Genomic DNA, 4,303 nt, shown 5'->3' on the forward strand with positions numbered 1-4,303 from the left:
CTTCAACACCATGTTTTATATAGGAAATATAATGGTCAGGACAGCGAAATCAGCGCCTTACTTGGGAAATGTGGGTTTATACCTGCAAACGGCGAGCCATAAACCTCTTTGAGAGTTTTGCGACCTTTACGTATCTTGGCGCGCAGCGCACGCAAGGCTGGGTTTTCCAGTTCCCACGATCCGGCACCCAAGGCTGTTTGTGGATATGGGCCGGCAGCAGCTTCCCAAGTGGCCAAGAAGTTGTTTTCCGGCAGGGCATCCACCTTCCAAAAGCGCAGCTCATGCCCTTTGGGCGCGGCCCCGCGTTTCATGGTCAGGATCGCCGGATAGGTGGTTACGCCCTCGAAGACTTGCAGGTCGCCAAAATCGACCACGCTTTCGATGGTCGCCTCTTTCAGAAGGTATTCGCGCAGGGGCTTGCCCGAGCCGGTCTTGAAGAAAGTGTTCGAGGAAATGTAGCCCAAGCGCCCACCCGGTTTCAGCAAGCGCAGGCCGCGTTCGTAGAAATAGCAGTAGAGATCAGCCCGGTCGGACACGACCTCATAGCGCTTTTCCAGATAGGGTTTCAGCAGCTTCAGGAATTCCATCCGCACATAAGGCGGGTTGCCCAGGACCACGTCAAAGCCGCCTTCGGCAAAGACGCCGGGGAAGGCGGTTTCCCAGGTGAAGGCGTGGTCGAGATAGGCGAAGTTGCTGTCCTCGATCAGGCTGTCACCGACGCGGATGCTGCCCGACAGGCTGTCGAGAACCTTGCCGCGCCGGGCGGTCTTGATCCAGAGCGACAGCTTGGTGATCTCGATGCTTTCCTCGTTCACGTCCACGCCGAAGAGGTTGTCGGTCAGAATTTCGCTGTCGGGGACATAGTCGAGCAGATCGCCAAAATGCTCGGCCTTAGGCAGCAGGTCTTTGATCTTGTCGTTTACGCGGGTCAGTTCGGCCTTCATGAAGTCGAAGGCCATGATCAGGAACACACCGGAGCCACAGGCGGGATCGACAATGCGCAAAGATTTCAGGCGATCGCGATAGGCTTGCCAAGCTTCCAGCTCGGCCGACTTTTTCCGCCAGGGGATGTTTTCGTAGTCGGTGACATCCGCGCCCTTCTTGGCGTGAGCGCGCAAGGTGTCCTCAAAAATTTCCCGCAGATGCGTTCCCAGGGTTTCGGCCACGATGAAGCGCGCGATGTAGTCGGGGGTATAGACCACCCCGTCACGCTTGCGCCGCCCGCTTGTGCCGGTGGTTTTCTCGGGCTCTTCCTCTTCACCGCGGGCGATCGCTTGCAGGCGTTCCACGTCCGCGATGGACTGTTCAAAGATGTGGCCGAGGACCGTGACCGAGACCTCGGAGGCGAAGTCATACCCGCCCAGAGTCTTGAACCCCTCGCAGATGTCATCGGGTATGATCAGCCCGTTGATCACCGCGTCTTCGCGGAACAGCCCCCCGTTGTAGCGCGGGATTTTCAGCTCGTTGTTACCCTCGTCGATGGCGCGGAACAGACCCTTGAAATTGTCCCAGACGGGGCGAGGGTTGTAAGGGTCGCGCGCGACGAAGGCGTTTTCCAGTGTGTTGTCTGGTAGCAGGCCGGTGTCTTCAGCAAAGGCAATGAACAACACCCGATCGAGGATCTTCTGCGCGAGGGCAATCGCATCAAGGGGCGCGATCGCGGCATCGGCCTTCTGGACGGCACTCAGGAGCTTGAGGCGCAGGTCCTTGTAGTCCTGATACAGGCTGTCGGTAATGTCCTTGTCTTCGCGGCGGCTTTCTTTCAACAGATCAGCCGTGCGACCAGACAGCAGGTTTTCCGCCGACAAGAGCAGTGTGAAGCGCGCGTATTCTTCCGGGTCTGTCAGCTGGTCGAGGCGGAATTCCTCATAGGCCGAGGTGCCTTCTCCGAAGCCGTAGAAGCGGAGCTCGATCATGTTCGAGACCAGCACCCATTTCACGCCACGGGCGTTCATGGCGTATTCCCACGCCTGTTGAACGGGGCTCTTGTTCCGGCCCGGCATGATTGCATCGAGGTCGCGGGTATCTGCGCCCTTCAGCTCGAATGGTGCCACGATGTCAGGCGTCTTGCCGCCAAAGCGGCCAAGCGCCAGATCGACGCTGCCGCGCAGAATATTTTGTTCGGTTGAGACGTTGTAATCCGCGCCACCGGCTGGGCCATGGTAGCCGAGAACACCTTCAACGATCTTGGAGGCGAACTGCCCATGGAGGGCGGTTTCCTTCAGGCGTTCAATCCGGCCCGAGCTGATCAACTCTGCCCAGGCTTCCAGCGCAGCCAGATGCTCTGACGGGACCGGATCGGCTTTGATGTGGCGCTTCAGGGTCTTACGGTTGAACAAATTCATGAATTAACGGTCTTTCTTGATGCCGCCCCATGGCAGCGAAACATAGAGATCGCGCATAAGCGCAAAGCGCTCTTCAAAGGGCGGAAGGTCACCAATTTCGAGGGCGAGCGTTTCCCAATCGGCCTGGGCGCGTTGCTTGATTTCCGGGTCATCCATGGAGTCCGGTTTGACCTCGATCCCACGGCTGCGGCACTTTTCGATAAATGTGGTCAGGATGGCTGTTTTGTCAGCATCCCCGAAATCATGCTCATCTATCAGAAAGGCGATGTCGTAGACGTCCTGTCGCCTGTTGCGCTTGTGCTTGCGGGTGATTTGTTGAAGCAGAGCGCGGAATTTTTCGGCAATGAGCTCATGAATTGTGAACGCGCGTACCGCCACACCGGCCCCGTGCAGGTTCAGCTCCTGGAAGGCATAGACCTGATCACGGAAGCTGATCTCGACATCAAGAACCCGGCTTGCCTTGCCGTCAGCGAGCCGAGCGGCTTCAGCCGTCCCGCGTGTGGCAGACCCTACTTTGACTTTCAGCGCAGGGAATTCATGATCCTCAAAGTTCTCGGCACGCGGCATCTTCTTAACCGATTGCACTCGGCAGATAAGATCGAGATAGCCGAGCTTGATCGCAGTGCTAGGCAATATCTCATTCAGTTCGGCGGTGATCTTTTCCGTCAGGTCAGCGGGCTCTGCCATCGAGGTGAAGTCCACATCCCCGGTGACCCGATTGCTTTTGAACGCTAGGGCCATGACCGCCCCACCTTTCAAAACGAGCGTTTTTGATAATGAAGGGGCCAAACCAATTGCCCCCAGGACAATCTCTGTAACCTGGCGATCTCGATAGAGCGTTGGGTTGGCGCGCGCGGTTTCGACCCATGCACGAACATCGACATCGACGATGTCGAATGTTCTATCTTGCGCGTGGGGGTCATTGTCAGACATTGATTGAAATCATCCAGCGTTCTGAGAATTCAGGGGCATATTCGGCGTCAGGATCGAGTTTGCGTGATCCGCCCCGTTGAGCAAACTGCTCCCATTTGTGCAGCGCCGGATCATCTATGTCCATGACTTCAGACAGAATATAGCCTGCGCGAACTTTTGCGATCTTACTGTCGAGGAGATCAATTGCGGCAATAATTTCGGGCACCCACTGATCCGCCTCATTTTCCCAGACATCGAGAACATGGCGCATGCCCCCACAAAGCTGCGGTTCAGAAAGCATATCAGCAAAGGTTTGGCCAATCGAGGTGATCCGCGTTTCCTCACCACTCACAGGTGCAGGTGTCCAAGGGTGGCTTGATACATGCACCACCATCGGGCGGCGACGGATCGTATCCTTGAAGCCGGACCTGTTGAGAACGGGCGCTTCAATCTGGTCGAGATCGGGCAGGTCTTCACGAAGACGCTCCTTTCGGAGTGCTTTCCACAGGGGTCTTTTGGGGGTTGTCAGATGTAGCGCCTGTGGGCTGCGATCCGTAAGCCCATAGCGCTGCATGGCAGATAGATGCGAGACGTAGGCGAAAGGATCAGCGATGCAGGCGACCTCTTCCGCCGATCCTGCTCTCGTTGATTGCGTTACACGCCACACACCCGAGCGGAAGTCGGAGTCCATGACAAGCACCTTCCGTGCCTCAAGGCGTCGTAGCGCATTTTTGGCGCGTGTCTGATCCCAGCCGTGCGGTAAGCGCTTCAACGGCTCGCCGTTCAGCGCCTTTTTGTGAAACAGATGGTAGCCCAGAACGAAGAATTTGTAGAAGGTTACGACTGGCAAGTCCTTGTCATTTATAGCCTTTTCGAGGCCTTCGGTAAAATTCATCTGCCATCCTTACCCTTATGTCCTTAGGACATAAGGGTAAGGATGGCGTTATGTCAAGAGAGGTTCCCAAAGCAGGGGTCTGCTCCGGTAGGGGGCAGGATAGTACGTTAAGCGAACTGAGCCTTGGTACAACGAGCGGCGAAATCACCCA

At 56.6% G+C, this 4,303-nt stretch carries 3 protein-coding genes; all 3 read right to left on the bottom strand.

The annotated features are described in order from the left end of the window. Positions 1-35: 35 nt before the first annotated feature. The 3 genes from AC2FFD_RS22150 to AC2FFD_RS22160 are packed head-to-tail and all read right to left on the bottom strand — an operon-like array spanning position 36 to position 4,152. Positions 36-2,345 carry an Eco57I restriction-modification methylase domain-containing protein gene (locus AC2FFD_RS22150; RefSeq protein ID WP_496874157.1) on the bottom strand — a complete coding sequence of 770 codons (2,310 nt, stop codon included), beginning with the start codon at positions 2,343-2,345 and terminating at the stop codon, positions 36-38. Positions 2,346-2,348: 3 nt separating this feature from the next. Continuing rightward, positions 2,349-3,278 (bottom strand): nucleotidyl transferase AbiEii/AbiGii toxin family protein, encoded by a 930-nt coding sequence (locus tag AC2FFD_RS22155; RefSeq protein WP_071974173.1) that lies wholly within the window; start codon positions 3,276-3,278, stop codon positions 2,349-2,351. Further along, positions 3,271-4,152 (bottom strand): type IV toxin-antitoxin system AbiEi family antitoxin domain-containing protein, encoded by an 882-nt coding sequence (locus AC2FFD_RS22160; protein ID WP_096873669.1) that lies wholly within the window; start codon positions 4,150-4,152, stop codon positions 3,271-3,273. The genes AC2FFD_RS22155 and AC2FFD_RS22160 overlap by 8 nt, the downstream gene beginning before the upstream one ends. Positions 4,153-4,303 lie beyond the last annotated feature (151 nt).

Source organism: Ruegeria sp. YTSC002 (genome assembly GCF_059609845.1).